Source organism: Micromonospora sp. NPDC005172 (assembly GCF_040608555.1).
Lineage (GTDB): Bacteria > Actinomycetota > Actinomycetes > Mycobacteriales > Micromonosporaceae > Micromonospora.
In genome coordinates, this window is the sequence record NZ_JBEXIL010000022.1 from 22,274 (window position 1) to 39,824 (window position 17,551).

Sequence of the window (17,551 nt, forward strand, 5' to 3'; positions counted from 1 at the left end):
GAAGGAGGAGGCGTGCGCGCACACGTCACGCTGCTCGTGACGGCGATGCTCGTCGCCGGCTGCGCCGGCGGGCCGTCGAGCACCCCGGACGCCACCGCGCCCACCACACCCGCGCCGACGACGGCCACCCCGTCGGACAGCTCCTTCAGCCCGACCGACATCGCCTGGCTGCAACTGACGGCGGCGATGACGCAACGCCTGCAACCGGTCCTGGACCTGGTGCCGACCCGCACCACCGACCCGGCGTGGCGACGGCTGGCCGTCGAGGTCCAGGCCAGCAACCGGGCCGACCTGACCCGCTCCCTCGACCTGCTGGGCGAGGCCGGAGCGCCGACGACCAACCCGCACGAGGGTCACGACATGCCCGGCATGATCACCGCCGACGAGTTGGCCGCGCTGCGGTCGGCCACCGGGACGCCGTTCCAGCGACGGCTCGCCACGCACCTGCGGGCGCACCTCGCGCAGGCCGTCAAGATCGCTGCCGCTGAGCAGCGGGGCGGCGTCCAGCCGGAGACGACGGCACTGGCCGCAGCCGTCATCCGAGCCGGCGACGCCGACCTCGCCCGCCTCGACCAGCTCGACCGACCAGCAGGAACACGCCCGCCCGCCGGACCGTACGGTCCGGCCCCGGCGCCGCGCCCTCAGCTCACCAGCAGTCGGGCGATCGTCGCCGGCTCCGCGAGGTGCGGGAAGTGGCTACCGGCCAGCACGGTGACCTCGATCTCCGGCAGGGCTTCCGTCAGCCAGGCCAGGTAACGGGCCGGCGGCTCGGACGAGGTGACCCAGCGGTAGGGAATCCCCCGCTCGGCGATGGACCGCAGATCGCGGGACCGCTCGGCCGCGATGCCCTCGTCGGAGGAGTGCAGGACCTCGCCCCAGTAGCCCAGCAGGAGGTCCGGGCGGGGGTCGGTCGCGGTGGTGACGATCTCGCGCGCCTCCGCCGGCAACGACTCGATGCCCATGCCGGCCAGCATGCGGTCCCACACCTGTCGCCACTGCGGGCCGCGCAGCGTCGGCTCGGCCTGGCGTACGGCGACGCCGAACGGGCCGGGCAGCAGGATCTGGTCCAGGTTCACCACACCCCGCACCGGATAGCGCGCCGCGTAGGTCGTGGCGACCACCGCCCCCACCGAGTGCCCCACCACGACCGGCGTGGCGAGACCCGCCTCGGTCACCTGGTTGTGCACGACCTCGGCGACCTCGGCCATCCGGTAGGAGTCCCGCCGGGGCGCGTCGCCGTGCCCGGGCAGGTCGAGGGCGAGGATCTGGCGGTCCGGGTCGATCGCCGCGAGTTCGCGCCGCAGCGGGCCCCACTGTCGCCTGTCGTACGTCAGGCCGTGCACCAGGACCAGCGGCGCTCGGGTGTCGTCGTCGTTCACTGCCGTGCCTCTCTCGGGTTCCGGTCATCTCGGCGGCCTGCCCGCAGCGAGCCGATGGTCAGGTCCAGGGCGGCCTCCAGGTGGTCGACCTTCCCGGTGGAGAGCAGCAGCAGGACGCCGCCCTGGATGCCGGCCAGGAGTGCCGCGGCGGCGCGCTCGGCGTCCACCTCGGGGGCGATGTCACCCGTCGACTGCATGTGCCGGATGCCGTCGGTGATCTTGTCCTGCCAGCGCCACATCAGCCCGGTCACGATCGCCTGGGCCCCCGGCGCCCGTCGGCCCGTCTGACCGAGCAGGCCGTTGAGCGGGCACTTCACGCCCTGCGCGAGGTAGCGCTCGATGAGCCGGTCGCGCCACGCGTGCCAGGCCGGCCAGGACGTCAGGTTGCTGAGCATCGGCTCCTGGTCGATGAGCACCTGGTCGGCCTCGTGCTGGGCCACCGCGAGCAGCAGCCCCTCCTTGCCGTCGGGGAAGTAGTGGAAGAGTTGGCCCTTGCTGGTGCCGGTGTGGGCCATCACATCCTCCAGGCGTACCTCGTCGACGCCGTGCTCACGGATCTCGGCGGCGGCACCGGCGACGATCCGTGCCCGGGTCGCCTCGCCCTTGCGGGTCAACGCACGAGTCATGGCCCCACCATAGCCCGGCTTTGGACTTGCGGGTCCATTTTTGGCGAGCCAGGGTCGGTGACGCGCGGTCCGCTCCGGGCCCCGCACAGCGACCAGGAGGACGCGACGATGAACCAGTACCACCTGCTCGGACGCTCCGGCCTGCGGGTGAGCCGACTCGCACTGGGCACCATGAACTTCGGCGTCGACGGCTTCCACGCCGCGTACGGCAAGACCGAGGAGGAGTCAGAGCCGATCTTCCGACAGTATCTGGAGGCGGGCGGGAACTTCGTCGACACGGCGGACTTCTACACCGCCGGCGAGAGCGAGAAGATCCTCGGCCGCCTGATCGACCGTGCCGGCGTGCGGGAACGGCTCGTCCTCACCACCAAGTTCACCTACAGCGTCGACCCGGGCGACCCGAACGCCAGCGGCAACGGTCGCAAGCACATCATGCGGGCCGTCGAGGCGTCGCTGCGCCGGCTCGGCACCGACTACATCGACCTGTACCTGCTGCACACCTGGGATCGGATCACGCCGGCCGAGGAGGTCGTACAGACCCTCGACGACCTGGTCCGGGCCGGCAAGATCCGGTATGCCGGGCTGTCCGACGTGCCGGCCTGGTACGCGGCCCGCGCACAGAGCTACGCCGAGGCGCACGCCCTGACGCCGATGATCAATATCCAGCTCCCGTACTCCCTGGTGGTGCGGCACATCGAGGCGGAGTTCACCGCGATGGCCCAGACCCTGGGCATGGGCATCACCGCGTTCAGCCCGATCGGCGGCGGCCTGCTCAGCGGCAAGTACCGCCGCAGCAGCGAGGGCCTCAGCGGGACGGGCCGGCTGACCACCCCCGACGCGGGAGGCCGGGAGATCAGCCCCGACGACTGGAAGGTCATCGAGGCCCTGGAGGAGGTCGCCGTCGACCTGGGTCGCCCGATGGCGCAGGTCGCGATCAACTGGGTGGTCAACCAACCGGCCGTCGGCTCGGTGATCATCGGGGCGAGCAGCGCCGAGCAGGTCGCCAGCAACTTCGGCGCGCTCGACTTCGAGATCCCGGCCGACGCCCGACGCCGCATCGACGAGGCCAGCGCTCCGAACCTCGGGCTGCCGTACGGCATGTTCACCCCGCAGTACCAGTCCTGGCTGGTGAGCCCGGGCCTCTCCATCGGCGACAAGCCGGCCGGCTACGCGCCGCCGATCGTCAACGCGCCGCCGGTCGTCAACGCGGCGCGGTAGCACCTGCCTGACGTGGTGTGCCGTAGCGGAGCGGCGCCTCTGCGGCACACCGTCGGTCAGCCGCCGACGGCGGCGTTGTCGGCCGTCGGTGCCGGCTCGCTCTCGTAGAGGTCGACGTAGAGCTGGAGTACGTCGGCGGCCCCGTCGCCGAGCGCGGTGAGGTCGAGGGTGTTGTGACGGACGCCCAGCGATTCGGGCAGCGCGTACACCCGCAGGTCGATGCCGTTGGCCCGTGCGATGCGGCGTGGCACCCGCACCGCCGCGGTGGCGTCCACCACCGTGTCGAGCGGACTGATCGCCACCGCCGCGCTCAGCAGGCCGGTCCGTCGGGGACGGCGTGACAGCGACCGCACGATCGTCAGGTACCGCGTGACGGCCGCGAGGGAGTAGCCGCGCGCGGTGAGCCGGTCGGGCAGGATGCGCCGCCCGTACAGCGTGATGAGTGGCCGGACCGCGAAGGCCGGCGCCTGTCCGGGGCCGAAGAACGGCGACAGCACCAGCAGCCGTCGCACGACGTCCCCACGGACCTGGGCCAGCCAGGTGGCCAGCACCGCGCCACCCGAGATGCCCACGACGCCCACCTCGTCCCCCAGGCCCGCCGCGACCGTGAGGGCCTGCGCGGCGTACGACGTCAGCTCGCCGGTCTCGATCCGGTGGTGACCTGGCCGATCGACCATGCCGTGGCGCGGCGCCCGCGGTATCCACACGTTGTAGCCCCGGGCGAAGAACACCTCGGCCAGCTCGTCGTGCTGCTCCGGCGCCATGGTGTAGCCGTGCAACAGCAGGACGGCCCTGCCGGTACGCGCGCCGTGGCTCAGCAGGCGACTGCACGACTCCGGCCGGACCTGCGCATCCGCGGCCTCTGCCGCCGTGATGCTCAGCGCGGCAGCGGTGGCGGCGTCGAAGTCGAGCGGTGACGCCGGTGCGAGCCGCAACTCCCGGCGCCCCAGCGGCCAGAGGTATAGCCCGCCGACCGCCGCCGCGACGAGCGCCGTCGCGCCGACGAGAAGGGCGATGAACTGCGGCATGGGCAGATCCTGGCAGGAGGTGACGTCGGGACGGCCGCGGGGGCGCGCCCCGGTGACCCGGGGCGCACCCGAAGCGACTACACCGTCTCCGCCAGCGGAGCGCTGTCGACCGGCGGAGCGCCGTCGACCGGCGGAGCGCCGTCGACCGGCGGAGCGCCGTCGACCGAACGGGCCGCCTCGTTCGGCGGCGCGAACAGCACGCGGGCGCGCAGCTGCCGGAAGCCGGTCCGTTCCAGCTCGGCGAGCACCGCGACGCGGTAAGCGTCCACGTCGGCGATGACCTCTCGGGCGCCTCCGGCGGCGAGTACCCGGACCGCCTCGGCCAGCAGCTCACCGCGCGCCGCGTCGTCGAGCAGGCCGAGGTAGGCAAGGAGTGGATAACAGGCGTCGCCGGCCGTGCCGACCAGGCCCACCGGCCGTCCGTCCGCCACGCCGACGCGCCAGTCGTCGGTGGACTCCCCCAGCCAGGCCAGCGGATCGGTGGCCAGGTCGACGCCGCTGACGGCGCGCGCGATCTCCGCGCCGGTCAGGACGTCCGGCTCGGCGACCCGGGCGACCAGGGTGTTGATCTCGGCCACGTCGACGGGTGGACGGAACGTGTAGCGGCCGGAGGTCGTCGGCAGGGGCGTACCCGTCCACGAGCAGCGCAGCCGCTCACCCACCTCGACCAGGCCGGCGAGCCGGGCCGCCTCCATCGGCGCGGTGACCACGGCCAGCACCTCGGGGCGACGTCGCCAGTGCGCGGGCAGGGCCGCGTAGTACCGACCGGGGCCTCCCAGCGCCTCGTGGGCGGTGCGCAGCAGCGCGGCCCCCACCTCCGGCTCGGCGGCCAGGTCGAACCGCTCCAGCCACGCAGCGCCCACCGCGCCGGGTGGGAGGAGCCAGGCCGCCCGGCCGACGACCCGGCCGCCGCGCAGGGCGACCCAGGTGGTCTCGGGTCGGTAGCCACCGCCGGCGATGCCGTCGGCGTACGGGATCTGCCGCAGTTGAGGCAGCGGATCGGTCATGGAGTCGAACAGGTTTTCCTCGCCCGCGACGAGCGGGCGGATGACCAGACTGGTCATGGCGGACCTCCGGGAAGCGCGCGCCCCGGCTCAGATCCGCGTGGACGCCGGTACGCGGAGGGGGCGCAGAACATCGGACATTGTTCTGACCTCCTCTCGGCTTGACGGCGTGCAGCCACCCTACTTGAGGCGTTCTCGGCGTTCAACGCCCCCGCGTCACAGTGTCGGGTTGGTCTGCGCGCCGCGCTGGTGGGCGTGCCCGTCGGCGACGGCGATCCCGGCCAGGATCAGCGCCGCCAGGCCGGTCACGGCGACCGGCGGGAGCAGGACGCTGGGCAGCGCCGCCACCGCCATGACCAGCGCGCCGATGAACAACATCTGGCAGCGCGGCGCGGACTGGTACCGGCGCTCCAGGTAGCTGCGGCCGATCAGGAACAGCACCGGACCACCGAAGATGATGGCCGCCAGAGCCCAGTCGATGGGCGGGTGCGGGTCCTCGATGACCTGCCCGAAACCGACGGCGGTGCAGATGATGCCACCGACGATGAGCAGCAGGCTGTAGCTCGCCAGCCGGGAGAGTTGCAGGCCCTCCCCGGCGGGGCTGCCGCTGGCCTGCCTGCCCGGCCCCACGTGGTAGAAGTAGAGCCGCCAGAACGAGACCGTGGAGACGAACGCGGCCACGAGGACGATGGTCCGCTCGGCCGAGAAACCCGGGAAGCTGACGGCGGCGCCGGCTTCGAGCACCACCTCGGCCAGCGCGATCATGAAGAACTGGTTGTACCGCTCCGCGAGGTGCACCTCGGACACCGAGACCAGGCTGGCGATCGGCGCACGGCCGATCCGCGGCACCGGCCAGTTGGTGCCCGCGCCGACGAGTTCGATGGCGAGCGCGAGCGTCCAGAAGACGCCGCGGCCGAGGCCGCCGTCGAGGCCGCCACCGATCCAGAGCACGCCGGAGACCGTGTGCCAGGCCAGCACCCGGTACGAGAACACCTGCGCCGGATGACCCCGTAGGGCGAACACCAGGTAGAGCGATCTGCCGAGCTGGATGACGACGTACGTGCAGGCGAAGATCGTGCCGCGCTGGCCGAACGCCTGTGGCAGCGACACCGCCAGCACCAGCGTGCCGAACATCGTGGCGAGCAGGAGGACCTGGAGGTCCACGCGGCGAGGGTCGTAGGTGCTGGCCAGCAACGCGTTCAACGACCAGATCATCCACATCGCGGTGAAGAACAGCAGCGTCTGCCCCGCCTCGGACAGCAGCGTGTGCCGGACGATGGTCAGGTCGTCCGCGACCCGCCCGGCGAGACGGGCGAGCGCGAAGACGTAGACGATGTCGAACAGCAGCTCCAGGACGGTCGCCGATCGCGGACTCGTGCTGTCGGCCAGCCCGCGCATCCAGGTGCGCGTCGACATGGCCGCACCCCCTCGTACCGGTTAAGGGAACTTTATCCCGGTACGCGCGGTCGTCATGCCGGATCGCCCACGGTGGGCTCGACGTGGTCGCGCCACGAGTGCCGGGGCTCGTAGCCCAGGACCCGCCGTGCCTTGTCGATGCTGAGCAGGGTCTCGTGCTCGCCGAGCTCCCGGCGGATCTCGACACCCGGGTAGACCTCGGCCAGCAGGCTGGCGCTCGACCGGGACATGACCGTGTCGGCGTTGGCGATGATGAAGACGTCCGCGCCCGGCCGGTCGTACGCGAGCGCCCGCTCGACCGCCTGGGCACCGTCGCGGGAGTCGATGTAACCCCACAGGTTCCACCGCCGGGCTCGCGGGTCGGCGTCGAACGACGGGAACGGCGCGTAGTCCTCGACGTCCATCACGTTGGAGAACCGCAGACCCACCATGACCAGCTCCGGGTCCCAGCGGCAGAAGTGCCGCGCCATCTCCTCCTCCAGAGCCTTGTTCAGCGAGTACGTCGACTCGGGCCGAGGCGCGTACTCCTCGTCGACAGGCGCGTACGGCGGCGGGGTGTCGAACGGGAGCCCGAGCACGGTCTCGCTGGACGCCCACACCACCCGCCTGATGCCGGCGGCCCGCGCGGCGGCGAAGACGTTGTACGTCGCGGCGGAGTTGTTCGCGAACGTGGCCGCGTTCGACATCAGCCCGGGCGCCGGGACGGCGGCCAGGTGCACGATCGCCTCGACGCCCCCGGCGTGCTCGTCGGCGCCCCCGGTGAACGCCTCGACGACCTGCCCGTAGTCGGTCAGGTCGACGAGGAGGAACTCCCCGTCGACGTCACGGGGGTCACGGCCGCCGACCCGGTCCACGGCCAGCACGTCGACGCCGACGCCGCGAAGGTGGGCGACCACGGCGCGGCCGAGCTTGCCGGTGGCGCCGGTGACGACGACACGTCCGGGGAGTACGGGATCGGTCATGAACCCATCCTCGCCGGCCCGTTCCGGCGGCCCGCACGCGGGTGCGTACCGGCGGCCACCCGCCGCATCGATCAGGAATCGAGAAGTCACCGCTGGCGGCCCTACCTAGCATGACCAGCATGGACATCACCATTCACACGACAGTTCTCCCGCACGTCGACCCGGACGCCTCGGTGGCCTTCTACCGCGACGTCCTCGGCTTCGAGGTCCGCAGCGACTTCGGTCAGGGCACGATGCGGTGGATCACCGTCGGGCCCGTCGACCAGCCCGGCACGTCCATCCTGCTGGCGCCCCCGGCTGCCGACCCGGGCGTCACCGAGGACGAGCGGCGCACGATCACCGAGATGATGGCCAAGGGCACCTACGGGTGGATCCTGCTGGCGACCCGGGACCTGGACGGCACCTTCGAGAAGGTGCAGTCCGGTGACGTCGAGGTGGTCCAGGAGCCGACCGAGCAGCCGTACGGCATGCGGGACTGCGCCTTCCGCGATCCGGCCGGCAACATGGTCCGCATCCAGGAACTGCGTGGGGAAAGCCATGGCGAGCGCGCCGCCGCGCAGCCGTGACGAGCGGCTGAGGGACACGCGTGGGAGACTGGAGAACGACGTCGACCTGTGGGTCGCCACGTCGGGCTCCCCCGGCGGCGCGCATCTCGTCCCTCTCTCCTTCCACTGGGACGGGAGCGTGTTTCTCGTCTCGACGCCGCGCGCCTCGGTCACCGGCCGCAACCTGCTCGGGGATGGCCGGGTGCGGCTCAGCCTGGGAACGACACGGGACGTCGTCATCGTCGACGGCGCCGCCGAGGCGGTGGACACCGCCGACCTCGGCCACGAGAGGCGCGCGGCGTTCGCCGCCAGGACCGGTTTCGACCCGAGCGGAGGCGCGGAGCCCTATCAGTACTTCGTGATCCGGCCGCGGCGCGTCCTGGCCTGGCGGGAGGCGAACGAGCTGAAGGGACGTGTCCTCATGCGCGACGGCAGGTGGCTCGATTGAGTCACCCGGCCTCTCGCGTGCCGCGTTCCGCGTCCTGGCGTGCGTGCGCCGGCCGAGTGCGTACCGTGCAGGGGTACCCGCTCATGAGGAGGAGACCCATGTCCAAGCCACCGCTTCCCGAGGCCGCGGTCGAGATGCTCCAGAAGCCGAACCCGGCTGTCATCACCACGCTTCGCAATGGTGGTCAGCCGGTGTCCGCCGCGACCTGGTACCTGTGGGAGGACGGCCGGATCCTGGTGAACATGGACGAGAGTCGCCGCCGCCTGGAGCACGTCCGCAACGACCCCCGGGTCTCCCTCACCGTGCTGGACGAGGCCGGGTGGTACACCCACGTGAGCATCATCGGCCACGTGGCCGAGCTGCGCCCCGACCCGGATTTCACGGACATCGACCGGCTGTCGAGGCACTACACGGGTAACGCCTACCCGCGTCGGGAGCGCGGTCGGGTGAGCGCCCTGATCGAGATCGACCGTTGGCACGGCTGGGGGTCGATGAAGGACAACAGCCAGGTCGGCTGACCGACAGAGGTGGCGGTGGCGGAGGGGCGGCTCTTGACCGCAGAGCGTGATCGGCTTAACTTCATCAATCAGATAAGTGTCTTTACTAATTCTGTTTGATCCCTCGTGGGAGTGCCGATGCGTCAACTGCGTCACCGCCGCCTCACCGCCGTCGTCGCCCTGGCGACCCTACTGATCACCGCTGCCCCGCCCGCTGCCGCGAGCGCCAGCGCCAAGCCCGAGCGCCAGCCCGGCTACCACCGGGTCGGCTACTTCACCCAGTGGGGCATCTACGGCCGGGCGTTCCCGGTCAAGAAGCTCGACACCTCCGGGGCCGCGAGCCGCCTCACCCACGTCAACTACGCCTTCGGCAACATCAGCGAGGACGGCCGCTGCTATCTGGACGGCGGGCCGGGCGAGGGCGACGCCTGGGCCGACTACCAGCGACCGGTACCCGCCGAGGAGAGCGTCGACGGCGTCGCCGACGCGCCCGGCCAGGCGCTCAACGGCAACTTCCACCAGCTCGCCAAGTTGAAGGCCAAGCATCCCCAGCTCAAGGTGTTGATCTCGCTGGGTGGGTGGAGCTGGTCGACGTACTTCTCCAACGCCGCCCGCACCGACGCGTCCCGCAAGGCGTTCGTCGCCTCCTGCATCGACCTGTACCTCAAGGGCAACCTCCCGGGCGCGCCGGGTGCCGGGGCGGGCGTCTTCGACGGCGTCGACCTCGACTGGGAGTGGCCGAACTGGGACGGTGAACCCGGCAACGTCATCCGCCCCGAGGACCGGGAGAACTTCACCAGGCTGCTCGCCGAGTTCCGCCGGCAGCTCGACGCGTACGGCCGCACCACCCGCTCGCACCACCCGCTGACGGCCTTCCTGCCGGCCAACCCGGCCACGATGGACGCCGGCTACGAGGGCCGCAAGATCTTCAAGTACCTGGACTTCGCCACCGTGCAGGGGTACGACTTCCACGGCGGCTGGGAGGCCCGCGCCAACCAGCAGTCGGCGCTGCGCGTACCGGCGGGCTCGCCCGACAACCCGGACTTCTCCGTCGAGGTGGCCGTCGACGGGTGGATCGCCCGCGGCGCGCCACGCGCCAAGCTGGTCCTGGGCATCCCCTACTACGGTCGCGGCTGGACCGGCGTCACCGGCGGCGGCAACGGCCTGTTCCAGCCGGCCGCCGGGCCCGCGCCGGCGACCTTCGAGGCCGGGTACGAGGACTACAAGAACCTCAAGAACCTGGCCGGCAACGGCTACACCGTGCACCGCGACCTGCGCGCCGGGCACGCCTGGCTCTTCGACGGTACGACCCTCTGGACGTACGACGACCCGGCGGTCGTGTTGCAGAAGACGCTCTACATCCGGCGGGCCGGTCTGGGTGGGGCGATGATCTGGTCGCTCGACGGAGACGACGACAACGCCACCCTGACCAGAACGATCGGCCTAGGCCTGACCACCTGGTAGGTGCCCGAAGCGCGGCTCCCTTGATCACTTGATGACCAGCAGTTGCCAGTACCGGTTTCCGAACTGCTCCTCATCAAGTGATCAGGGGGTCGGCCCTACTCCGGGGCCACCGCGCGCACCGCGGCCTCGATGAGCGCCGTCACCTGGTCCATGTCCCGCGCCCGGCGGACGTCCAACTCGGCCGACGATCCGCCGGGCAGAACGAGGTGCACCGTCACGTCCTCGCGGCGGTGGGTCAACCAACTGGCGACCGCTTGGACCAGCACCATGACAGTGCCGGCGTCGCCGATCGCCACCCGCAGCACGTCCGCGCCGCCCTCGGGCACTTCCTCCGGTGGTGTCAGGGTCACCCCGTCGCGCAGCCGGTCGTCGGCGCGCAGCCAGGACGCCAGCGAGCGCCGGACATCGGCAGACGGAAGATCCGGACGAACCGCGATGGTGATCGTCTCCGGCACGTTCTGCTCCCTCCAGGACGACGCTGAGTCACACCACCATCCTGCCAGCCGGTCCCGGACCCGGCATCCCACGCACTCACCGAAGTCGATCGGACCTTGACCGTCGTGTCGGCCCGTCCATAGGCTCCGGCCACTGCGAGGCTTTCCCCCAAGAAGGGAACCCGAGACATGACCCCAACGTCGCGTCCGTTCTGGACGGTCCCTCCGAAGCGGCTGGCGGGTGCCGCCGCCATAGCGCTCCTGCTCGGCACGACTCCCCTGCTCGGCGGCACGCCACCCGCGAGCGCCGCCCCACCGTCGACGTGCAGCAGTGACCCGACGGCACGGCTGGATACCGTCCCGACCCCGGAGGCGACGCTCGGCTTCCCCCTCGGCCTCGGCCAGGAACGGGTCGTGACCAACGACGAGGTCCGCACCTACCTGGGGGCTGTCGACAGCGCCTCCGACCGGGTCGTCACCGGGGTGCTGGCCACCAGCGTGCTCGGGCAGCCCCTGCCGTACGCGGTGGTGTCCAACGAGCGCAACGTACGCCCGTCCGCGCTGCGCCGGATCGCCGACGACGTACGCGACCTGCGTGACCCACGCCGGACGAGCGCGCGCACGGCGGCCCGTACGGCGAAGGACGGCCCGGCCATCGTCTGGATCGCCGCGAACGTGCACGGCGGCGAGAAGAGCGGCACCGACGCGGCCCTCAAGACGCTGTACGAGCTGGCCGCCGGCCTGTCCTGCGAGGTCGCCCGGCGCAACGACAACCTGGTCACCGTCATCGTGCCGACCCAGAACCCGGACGGCCGCGACGCCAGCCGGCGGCAGAACGAGTTCGGCTTCGACATGAACCGGGACTGGTTCGCCCGCACCCAGCAGGAGACCGACGGCAAGCTCGAACTGCTGCGCCGCTATCCGCCGCAGGTGTTCGTCGACGCGCACGAGATGGGCGGCCGGCAGTACTTCTTCCCGCCCAACGCCGACCCGATCCACCACGAGATCGCCGGCGAGGCGGTGGACTGGATCAACCGGATCGGCGAGGCCAACAAGGCCGGCTTCGGCTACAACGGCGCCTGCGACGACACCGTCACCACCGAGTGCTACTTCAACTACGACACGTACGACATGTTCTTCATGGGCTACGGCGACACCGTGCCGACCACCGGCTTCGGTGCGGCGGGCATGACGTACGAGAAGGGCAGCGCGTCGGCCGTGGCCGACCGGGTGCAGCAGCAGTTCCACACCCAGTGGTCGACGCTCGGGTGGGCCGCCGCCAACAAGCGTGCGGTGTTGGACGGCTACTTCGACATCTGGACCGACGCGCTCGCCCAGGGCCGCGCGGGCACGCTGGAGCCGAACGAGGTGGTGCAGCCCACCAACGAGGTCCAGTTCCCGGTACCCGACGTGACGATCCGCTCGTACTTCCTGCTGCCCGACCGGCAGCTCGCCGACGTCCGCCGGCTCGTCGAGCGGCTGCGCCGCATGGACGTCGAGGTGTACGAGGTGCAGAAGCCCACCCGCGTACCCACCGCCCGCGTCTTCGGAGGCCGCAGCGCCACAGACGTCACGGTGCCCAGGGGCGCGTACTGGATCCCGATGGACCAGCCGCAGAAGCACTGGATTCAGGCGATCATGGGCGAGGACCCGTACGTCCCGTTCCCGTACTTCTACGACGTGTCGTCCTGGAGCAACCCGCTGCTGATGGGCGTGTCCACCATCTACACGGGCGACAACGTCCGCCCGAAGGCCCAGCTCGTCCGGGGGATCGCCGGCGGCCGGAGCGGGCTGGCCTGGCCGTGGGGCTCCTACACGTACCCGCTGGATTCGGCCGCCGCCGCGGAGTTCACCTTCACCCTGCTCGGCCGGGGTGTGCCGGTCGTGCGTGACCTCGACACCGGCCGCGTCGCGATCCCGGCACGCAGCCTGAGCCGCACGGTCGACGACCTGGCCCGGTCACTCGGCGTCACCCTGACCCCGGGTGGGCGGGTCACCGGCACCCCACTCGACCTGCCCGACGTCGGACTGTTCCAGGGCACCGGCATCTCCACCACCTCCGGCTCGCACGGCGAGGCCCGTTACGTGCTCGGCAAGCGGTGGGGGCTCGACCTGAAGCCGGTCACCACGGCCGACATCAACGACAACACCGAGGCGTTCACCGGGCGTACCGTGCTGCTGGTCCCCGACGGCAGCAACGCCACCGGCGGCCTGACCGCCACCGGACAGGCCAACCTGCGCGACTGGATCGCCCAGGGCCACACCTACGTCGGGCTGCGCAACGAGGGCACCCGGCTGGCCCGCGCCGCCGGCCTCACCTCCACCACGGAGAAGACCAAACCGGCCGACTACCTGGTGATCGGCTCACACCTGCGGGTCGACGTCGACACCGACAACCCGGTCGCCCTGGGCCGCCCCGCCGAGGACTTCGAGTTCAACAACAGCGACCCGATCCTCACCCCGAGCAGCACCGGGACGAACGTGCTCACCTACCCGAGCGGCGACACGTTCTGGACCAACGGCTACACCGTCGGCGCGGACACACTCAAGGGCACGGCCGCCGTCGTCGACGAGCCAACCGGCGCCGGTCGGGCGGTGCTGTTCGCGTTCAATCCACTCTTTCGGGCGTACAACGAAAATGGTCTGCACCTGGTGGCCAACGCGCTGCTCTACCCGCCGGGCGCGCCCGACGCCCGACGCACGCCGGGCACCGACGCGGCGCGCGCCAGCGCCGCCGCCGCGCCGGTGACGGCGGACCTGGGCGGCGGCTGGCGGCCGATCACCATCGAGATCGCGTCGGCCGACCTGCCGCGCGCCCGGGCCGTCGTCGAACGCTTCACCACCGACGCGCGCACGACCGCGAAGGACACCTCGGTGTACGTCGTGATCCCCAACCCCCAGGGCCTCCAGGCCGACGAACACCCCTTCACGAACGACCTGGTACGCGCCCTGCGCGCCGCCGGAGTGCCACTACGGTCGGTGGTCGCCTGACCCGTCCCCGCACAGCCAAGCGCCCGTCCCCGGTGTTCTCCGGGGGCGGGCGCTTCTTGCTTCAGGGGATCACGGCCGACGGGCGACCTCAACGACGAACGCCCGCCACGAGGCCGGCCCGAAGATCAGCGCCGGACCGTCGGGGTCCTTGGAGTCCCGCACACCGACGATGCCCGGCAGATTGTCCGCAACCTCGACACAGTCGCCACCGCTGGAGCCACTGCGGGTGGACTTGCGCCACGTAGCGCCGATCAGGTCCATGACGTCACCACTTCCTTCATCAGGTCGGTTGACTGCCGTCGAGGTAGGGCCTCGTTCCGTATGGTCTCCCACTTCGACAGAAGCGTAGCTACGTCATCGTCGCCACTGATGACCAGCCCGCCAAGTTGGTTCTCCAACTGGCCGACCCACTTACCGTCAGCAGCCCGAGCCAGGATGAACGGACCGGTCAGCCCTGCGTGCATGCTCACGTCACCCGGCACGATGTGGACACTGACATTTGGGCGCTCCGCCATAGCCGTCAAGTGCGTGATCTGCCCTGCCATGATTCCTCGAAAATCCTCGCCCGCACGACGCAGCACCTCCTCCCCGATGACCGCCACGAATTGCGGTGCCTTTGGCTGAGTGAGGATCGCTTGCCGGTCCAGGCGAGCGGCAAGCCGCTTATCGACCTCCTCCTCACTGAGCGTGTCGTCGCAGCGAATGACCGCTCGGGCGTACTGCTCGGTCTGAAGTAGGCCGGGCACCAGGGATGGCTGCCACGACCTCAGTTGTGTCGCTACGCGTTCCGCGTCCAGCCACGGTAGGAACCAGGACGGCGCGCCGAGCTTCGCCACCATGCGTTCGAACAGGCCGTTGTTCTTGAGGGCGCGGTCGGCGCCCTTGATGAAGTCCATCGTCAGCGCTCGCGTCTCGCCCTCGACGGCGCTGACATGCGAGGCGCTGAACCCGGCCCCTCGGCCGAACGCCTCCTGCGTCATCCCGGCGGCCCCTCGGGCGCGGCGGATCTCTCCGACGATGAACGCGGCGAGCGAGTGCGGCAGATCAGCCATTCAGTGCTCCCCAAACCGGAAGATCGATTACCCACGCCACTGCCCGACGTGGAACGTTTCGCCAGCTCAGCCCGAACCGGCGAAGCACCTTCCGAGCGTAGTGGCCTCCACAGCAGAGTGTCACCAACGGCGCGGCCGGTGGAGGACCCGAGACCCGGCGGACGCGTTCGCATCGGGGCCGCCCTCCGGGCCAGCGCTCACGGGGCGGCCCCTCCCAACGTCAGCCAGGGGAAGACCATGCCCATCGACATGCCACCGCAGGTGCGGTCCGGTGACCTGCTTCACCTGACCCGTGCCGCGAGCCCGCAGTTCGCCCGCCCCATCACCGTCCGGGTGATCCGCGCCCTCACCGACCGGCACACGTACCACGGTTGGTTGTGGATCGACGCCTACCAGCTCGGCCCGAACGGCGACGCCGTCGCCCGCCGCGAGCTGTACCTGATGCCCGCCGGCGCGCGCCGGCTCGCCTCCCCACCAGCGGCACCTCCCCGGCCCGCCGCCCCACGCCGACCCACCGCACCTTCCAGCTCCGCCGCCTCACCGCGCACCGCCCCGCGCCGGACCACGGCCTCACGCTGGTCCCCCGCGCCACCCGTGCCCACCGCGCCACCCCTGCCCACCGCGGCTCCCGCCTCTGCGCTGCCCCGCCCGGCCACCACCCCATCCCGGACCACCACGCCGGCGCGTCGTGATGCTCGGTGCCCGGCCGCGCACGGTCCGGTGCGGGTCGGCTGATGTCCCGTCGCGCTCCCGATCATCAACCGGCCCGCCCGACATGGCGCTGCGGCACCTGCGGAATCGCCTGGCCGTGCTCGGCCGCCAAACTCCGCCTCCTGGCGACCTACCGGATGGATCGCCAGGGTCTGCTGGACCACCTGGCGGCACTTCAGTCGGAGGCCGCCGCCCACCTCGCGGCCCTCAATCCCGACAATCCACCCATCAACCTGACCGATCGCTTCACCACCTGGGCCTCCCCCCGCTAACAAACCGTCCACTCCCGCGAATCCGTGCAGATCTTGGACAGTTTCCGTTAGCTGCTAACGGAAACTGTCCAAGATCTGCACGAAACGCGCCCGAAAGCGGACGCGAGGGCGGCGCGCGGAGACGCAGAGGTCGCGAAGAGACGCGGAGGTCGCGCCGAAATGCGGAAGCCACGCGCGAAGACGCGAGGCGCGGAGGCCACGCGCGAAGACGCGAGGCGCGGAAGCCACGCGCGAAGACGCGAGGCGCGGAAGCCACGCGCGAAGACGCGAGGCGCGGAGGCCACGCGCGAAGACGCGAGGCGCGGAGACGCATGGCGCGGTCACGCATGGCGCGGAGGCCGCGCGCAGACCCTGAGGCCGCGCCGAAACGCGGCGGCCACGCGCGGAAGCGGGAAGCAGAGGCCGCGCGCACGAAAATGCGGAGGGCAGCGCGCAAGCCCAGCGAGCGGCCAGCGGCCAGCGGCCCCGAAGTGTCCAAGATCTGGTGGCTCGATGTTCGTCGGGCGGCAAGGATCGACGGAATGTTGCCCGCCGATGACGCCGACGCATGTGATTGGCTCGCCTTCGAGCAGGCGGGCGTGCTGACGACCGCGCAGCTTGCCGGCCTGCTCAGCGAGGGTGCGGTCCGGGGTCGTATCCGCTCCGGACGCTGGCGGTCGATCTGCCATGGCATCGTGCTCACTGGCAACGGTCGACTCACCCCTGACCAGCAGCTGTGGGTGGCGGTCCTGGCGGCCGGGCCGGGAGCGGTCCTGGCCGGGGTGACCGCAGCCGCCGAGGCCGGCGTACGGGGTCTGCGGCGAGAACCTCTGCACGTGCTGGTGCCGGCCAACCGCCGCGCCGCTCGGACGAGCCTTCGTCGACTGCCGATCGACATGCCCGCGGTGCTGCTCCATCGCACGTCGGTGCTGCCCGACGCGCATCTTCAGCTTGCCCGTCCGCCGCGCACGACGACGGCCCGAGCCCTGGTGGACGCGGCCGGGTGGGCCGGCAGCACGGACGAGGCACAGGGGTTGCTGGCCGCGGGGTGCCAGCAGCGTCGTGTGCTGCCCGAAGAGCTGGCTGCCGTCGTCGACGTCCTGCCTCGGGCGCCTCGCCGGCGGCTGATCCGGCAGACCATCGCGGACATCGCCGGCGGCGCGCAGGCACTCTCCGAGATCAACTTTGTGCGGTTGTGCCGACGGCATCGACTGCCCGCCCCGGACCTGCAACGACACCGGGTCGATGCGGCGGGTCGCAACCGCTGGTTGGACGCGTACTGGCACGAGTGGCGGGTGCAGGTGGAGATCGACGGCGCGCACCACATGGACGCGCGGCAGTGGGCGGCGGACATGCGTCGACAGAACGACGTCTGGACCAGCGGCGACCGTATCCTGCGCTTTCCCGCCTGGCTGGTCCGCGCCCGGCCCGACGAGGTCGCCGACGTCGTGCGCCGGGCGCTTGTCGCGGCCGGCTGGACTCCGACGGGAGCGGCGCGAATGCCGTCGAGACAGGCCCGCTGACG

General features: G+C 71.3%; 19 protein-coding genes. 10 read left to right on the plus strand and 9 right to left on the minus strand.

The annotated features are described in order from the left end of the window. Positions 1-12: 12 nt before the first annotated feature. Positions 13-756 (plus strand): DUF305 domain-containing protein, encoded by a 744-nt coding sequence (locus ABZV06_RS17125; protein ID WP_355622424.1) that lies wholly within the window; start codon positions 13-15, stop codon positions 754-756. On the opposite strand, the gene ABZV06_RS17130 is transcribed toward ABZV06_RS17125, so the two are convergent. Further along, positions 642-1,379 (minus strand): alpha/beta fold hydrolase, encoded by a 738-nt coding sequence (locus tag ABZV06_RS17130; protein ID WP_355239995.1) that lies wholly within the window; start codon positions 1,377-1,379, stop codon positions 642-644. The genes ABZV06_RS17125 and ABZV06_RS17130 overlap by 115 nt on opposite strands. Then, entirely contained in the window at positions 1,376-2,005 is a 630-nt protein-coding gene (locus ABZV06_RS17135) for a TetR/AcrR family transcriptional regulator (protein WP_355239998.1), read from the minus strand. The genes ABZV06_RS17130 and ABZV06_RS17135 overlap by 4 nt, the downstream gene beginning before the upstream one ends. Positions 2,006-2,113: 108 nt before the next feature. Here ABZV06_RS17135 and ABZV06_RS17140 point away from each other — a divergent pair, with 108 nt between their 5' ends. Then, positions 2,114-3,223 (plus strand): aldo/keto reductase, encoded by a 1,110-nt coding sequence (locus ABZV06_RS17140; RefSeq protein ID WP_355622427.1) that lies wholly within the window; start codon positions 2,114-2,116, stop codon positions 3,221-3,223. A gap of 56 nt (positions 3,224-3,279) precedes the next feature. On the opposite strand, the gene ABZV06_RS17145 is transcribed toward ABZV06_RS17140, so the two are convergent. The 4 genes from ABZV06_RS17145 to ABZV06_RS17160 all read right to left on the minus strand — a co-directional run bounded on the left by ABZV06_RS17145 (position 3,280) and on the right by ABZV06_RS17160 (position 7,633). Then, positions 3,280-4,251 (minus strand): alpha/beta hydrolase, encoded by a 972-nt coding sequence (locus ABZV06_RS17145; RefSeq protein WP_355622430.1) that lies wholly within the window; start codon positions 4,249-4,251, stop codon positions 3,280-3,282. A gap of 77 nt (positions 4,252-4,328) precedes the next feature. After that, the gene (locus tag ABZV06_RS17150; RefSeq protein ID WP_355622433.1) at positions 4,329-5,315 is read right to left on the minus strand and encodes an acetyltransferase; all 987 of its coding nucleotides are present in this window, start codon (positions 5,313-5,315) and stop codon (positions 4,329-4,331) included. A gap of 156 nt (positions 5,316-5,471) precedes the next feature. Beyond that, a complete protein-coding gene (locus ABZV06_RS17155) occupies positions 5,472-6,671 on the minus strand; it encodes a low temperature requirement protein A (RefSeq protein ID WP_355622436.1) in 1,200 nt (399 codons plus the stop codon). Between the two features lie 53 nt (positions 6,672-6,724). After that, positions 6,725-7,633 (minus strand): NAD(P)-dependent oxidoreductase, encoded by a 909-nt coding sequence (locus ABZV06_RS17160; protein WP_355240013.1) that lies wholly within the window; start codon positions 7,631-7,633, stop codon positions 6,725-6,727. A gap of 119 nt (positions 7,634-7,752) precedes the next feature. On the opposite strand from ABZV06_RS17160, the gene ABZV06_RS17165 reads away from it, so the two are divergent. The 4 genes from ABZV06_RS17165 (at position 7,753) to ABZV06_RS17180 (ending at position 10,587) form a co-directional block, all read left to right on the plus strand. Continuing rightward, entirely contained in the window at positions 7,753-8,199 is a 447-nt protein-coding gene (locus ABZV06_RS17165; protein WP_355622439.1) for a VOC family protein, read from the plus strand. Then, positions 8,171-8,626 (plus strand): pyridoxamine 5'-phosphate oxidase family protein, encoded by a 456-nt coding sequence (locus ABZV06_RS17170; protein WP_355622442.1) that lies wholly within the window; start codon positions 8,171-8,173, stop codon positions 8,624-8,626. Before ABZV06_RS17165 ends, ABZV06_RS17170 begins: the two co-directional genes overlap by 29 nt. Before the next feature lie 98 nt (positions 8,627-8,724). Further along, positions 8,725-9,144: a PPOX class F420-dependent oxidoreductase gene (locus ABZV06_RS17175; protein ID WP_355240019.1), complete on the plus strand. Its 420-nt coding sequence runs from the start codon at positions 8,725-8,727 to the stop codon at positions 9,142-9,144. Positions 9,145-9,261: 117 nt separating this feature from the next. Beyond that, a complete protein-coding gene (locus ABZV06_RS17180) occupies positions 9,262-10,587 on the plus strand; it encodes a glycoside hydrolase family 18 protein (protein ID WP_355622445.1) in 1,326 nt (441 codons plus the stop codon). Positions 10,588-10,682: 95 nt separating this feature from the next. Here ABZV06_RS17180 and ABZV06_RS17185 read toward each other — a convergent pair whose 3' ends face one another. Next, positions 10,683-11,042 carry a hypothetical protein gene (locus tag ABZV06_RS17185; RefSeq protein WP_355240025.1) on the minus strand — a complete coding sequence of 120 codons (360 nt, stop codon included), beginning with the start codon at positions 11,040-11,042 and terminating at the stop codon, positions 10,683-10,685. A 168-nt stretch (positions 11,043-11,210) separates the two neighbouring features. On the opposite strand from ABZV06_RS17185, the gene ABZV06_RS17190 reads away from it, so the two are divergent. Further along, positions 11,211-14,012 carry a M14 family zinc carboxypeptidase gene (locus ABZV06_RS17190; RefSeq protein WP_355622448.1) on the plus strand — a complete coding sequence of 934 codons (2,802 nt, stop codon included), beginning with the start codon at positions 11,211-11,213 and terminating at the stop codon, positions 14,010-14,012. A gap of 69 nt (positions 14,013-14,081) precedes the next feature. Here ABZV06_RS17190 and ABZV06_RS17195 read toward each other — a convergent pair whose 3' ends face one another. Together ABZV06_RS17195 and ABZV06_RS17200 are read right to left on the minus strand one after the other, a co-directional pair. Beyond that, positions 14,082-14,273 (minus strand): DUF397 domain-containing protein, encoded by a 192-nt coding sequence (locus ABZV06_RS17195; RefSeq protein ID WP_355622451.1) that lies wholly within the window; start codon positions 14,271-14,273, stop codon positions 14,082-14,084. Beyond that, entirely contained in the window at positions 14,264-15,064 is an 801-nt protein-coding gene (locus ABZV06_RS17200; protein ID WP_355622454.1) for a helix-turn-helix transcriptional regulator, read from the minus strand. Before ABZV06_RS17200 ends, ABZV06_RS17195 begins: the two co-directional genes overlap by 10 nt. 237 nt (positions 15,065-15,301) lie before the next feature. Between ABZV06_RS17200 and ABZV06_RS17205 the strand changes: the two genes are divergently transcribed. The 3 genes from ABZV06_RS17205 to ABZV06_RS17215 all read left to right on the plus strand — a co-directional run bounded on the left by ABZV06_RS17205 (position 15,302) and on the right by ABZV06_RS17215 (position 17,549). Then, the gene (locus ABZV06_RS17205) at positions 15,302-15,799 is read left to right on the plus strand and encodes a hypothetical protein (RefSeq protein WP_355622457.1); all 498 of its coding nucleotides are present in this window, start codon (positions 15,302-15,304) and stop codon (positions 15,797-15,799) included. Positions 15,800-15,912: 113 nt separating this feature from the next. Next, a complete protein-coding gene (locus ABZV06_RS17210; protein WP_355622460.1) occupies positions 15,913-16,047 on the plus strand; it encodes a hypothetical protein in 135 nt (44 codons plus the stop codon). Between the two features lie 521 nt (positions 16,048-16,568). Then, positions 16,569-17,549, plus strand: a complete 981-nt coding sequence (locus ABZV06_RS17215) for a hypothetical protein (protein ID WP_355622463.1) — start codon at positions 16,569-16,571, stop codon at positions 17,547-17,549. Positions 17,550-17,551: the final 2 nt, after the last annotated feature.

Excerpts from the sequence above, each read along its gene's own strand:
- ABZV06_RS17135 (WP_355239998.1), bottom strand. The coding sequence starts at position 2,005 with ATGACTCGTGCGTTGACCCGCAAGGGCGAGGCGACCCGGGCACGGATC.
- ABZV06_RS17140 (WP_355622427.1), top strand. The coding sequence starts at position 2,114 with ATGAACCAGTACCACCTGCTCGGACGCTCCGGCCTGCGGGTGAGCCGA.
- ABZV06_RS17145 (WP_355622430.1), bottom strand. The coding sequence starts at position 4,251 with ATGCCGCAGTTCATCGCCCTTCTCGTCGGCGCGACGGCGCTCGTCGCG.
- ABZV06_RS17150 (WP_355622433.1), bottom strand. The coding sequence starts at position 5,315 with ATGACCAGTCTGGTCATCCGCCCGCTCGTCGCGGGCGAGGAAAACCTG.
- ABZV06_RS17155 (WP_355622436.1), bottom strand. The coding sequence starts at position 6,671 with ATGTCGACGCGCACCTGGATGCGCGGGCTGGCCGACAGCACGAGTCCG.
- ABZV06_RS17160 (WP_355240013.1), bottom strand. The coding sequence starts at position 7,633 with ATGACCGATCCCGTACTCCCCGGACGTGTCGTCGTCACCGGCGCCACC.
- ABZV06_RS17165 (WP_355622439.1), top strand. The coding sequence starts at position 7,753 with ATGGACATCACCATTCACACGACAGTTCTCCCGCACGTCGACCCGGAC.
- ABZV06_RS17170 (WP_355622442.1), top strand. The coding sequence starts at position 8,171 with ATGGCGAGCGCGCCGCCGCGCAGCCGTGACGAGCGGCTGAGGGACACG.
- ABZV06_RS17175 (WP_355240019.1), top strand. The coding sequence starts at position 8,725 with ATGTCCAAGCCACCGCTTCCCGAGGCCGCGGTCGAGATGCTCCAGAAG.
- ABZV06_RS17180 (WP_355622445.1), top strand. The coding sequence starts at position 9,262 with ATGCGTCAACTGCGTCACCGCCGCCTCACCGCCGTCGTCGCCCTGGCG.
- ABZV06_RS17190 (WP_355622448.1), top strand. The coding sequence starts at position 11,211 with ATGACCCCAACGTCGCGTCCGTTCTGGACGGTCCCTCCGAAGCGGCTG.
- ABZV06_RS17195 (WP_355622451.1), bottom strand. The coding sequence starts at position 14,273 with ATGGACCTGATCGGCGCTACGTGGCGCAAGTCCACCCGCAGTGGCTCC.
- ABZV06_RS17200 (WP_355622454.1), bottom strand. The coding sequence starts at position 15,064 with ATGGCTGATCTGCCGCACTCGCTCGCCGCGTTCATCGTCGGAGAGATC.
- ABZV06_RS17205 (WP_355622457.1), top strand. The coding sequence starts at position 15,302 with ATGCCCATCGACATGCCACCGCAGGTGCGGTCCGGTGACCTGCTTCAC.
- ABZV06_RS17210 (WP_355622460.1), top strand. The coding sequence starts at position 15,913 with ATGGATCGCCAGGGTCTGCTGGACCACCTGGCGGCACTTCAGTCGGAG.
- ABZV06_RS17215 (WP_355622463.1), top strand. The coding sequence starts at position 16,569 with ATGTTGCCCGCCGATGACGCCGACGCATGTGATTGGCTCGCCTTCGAG.